The 1,304-nt window shown below is 72.3% G+C and carries 1 protein-coding gene; it reads left to right on the forward strand.

The window, feature by feature from the left end; all coding sequences use genetic code 11:
• Positions 1–228 precede the first annotated feature (228 nt).
• On the forward strand, positions 229–1,304 hold a 1,076-nt coding region (locus IF47_RS0126625), incomplete at its 3' end, for an IS110 family RNA-guided transposase (protein WP_051718268.1).

Raw genomic sequence — 1,304 nt, forward strand, 5'->3', positions numbered from 1 at the left:
GACAGTGAGGATGTGACGTGGTGACGTTGCCGGTGGGTCTGACTCTTGGGCTGACCGACGTTCTCGACTGTCCTGTTTGGGATTTGTCGGCCCACCGGGCGTCACCCCGCACGCGGCCGGACGGGTGGTTGTGACTTCATAGGAGCTTGTCGCATAAGCCCCGTCACTGTCTTGTCCACCCGCCCGACCGGCGCGTGCCGCCCTCGGCTCGGACAAGCAAGGACGGACATGACCAGCATGACGCATCACGGCTCGCGGATCACCGGCGGAGTCGACACCCACGGCCTGACCCACCACGCCGCGGTGATCGACCCGGTCGGCCGGCACCTGGCCGACGCCGAGTTCCCCGCCACCATCCGCGGCTACCGGGACCTGCTGGCCTGGATGCGCTCGCACGGCACGCTCGCCGCGGTCGGCGTGGAGGGCACCGGCGCCTACGGCGCCGAGCTGGCCCGGGTGCTGACCGCCGCCGGGGTCACGGTCGTCGACGTGGACCGCCCGGACCGCAAGACCCGGCGGATGCGCGGCAAGTCCGACCCGATCGACGCCTACGCCGCCGCGACAGCCGTCCTCTCCGGCCGGGCCACCGGCACACCCAAGACCCGGGACGGCGTGGTCGAGGCCGTGCGGGCTCTGCGGCTCGCCCGCCGCAGCGCGGTCAAGGCCCGCACCCAGGCCATGAACCAGATCCGCGGCCTGCTGGTGTCGGCCCCCGCGATGCTGCGCGAACAGGTCGCCGGCCTGGACAGGGCCGCGCTGATACGCACCCTGGCCCGGCTGCGGCCCGGTGAGGACCTGTCGAAGCCGCTGACCGCGACCAGGGCGGCACTGCGCCGCCTGGCCCGCCGCCACCAGGCCATGGACGCGGAGATCGCCGAGCTGGACGCGGAGATCGGCCCGCTGGTCAAGCAGGCCGCCCCGCGGTTGCTGGAGCTGTTCGGCATCGGCACGGAGACCGCCGGCCAACTGCTGGCCTCGGCCGGCGACAACCCCGAGCGGATGCGCTCGGAGGCCGCCTTCGCCCACCTGGCCGGAGTCGCCCCGATCCCGGCCTCATCCGGCCGCACCCACCGCCACCGCCTCAACCGCGGCGGCGACCGCGCCGCCAACAACGCCCTGCACACCGTCGTGCTCACCCGCATGCGCTTCGACGAACGCACCCGCGCCTACGTCCAACGGCGCACCGCCGAAGGACTGAGCAAGAAAGACATCATGCGCTGCCTCAAGCGATTCGTCGCCCGCGAGGTCTACCGCGCACTGACCACCCCAGCCACCGGACAAGTCACGCAAAACAGCCTCACCCC

This window comes from Streptomyces megasporus (assembly GCF_000718985.1).
GTDB lineage: Bacteria > Actinomycetota > Actinomycetes > Streptomycetales > Streptomycetaceae > Streptomyces > Streptomyces megasporus.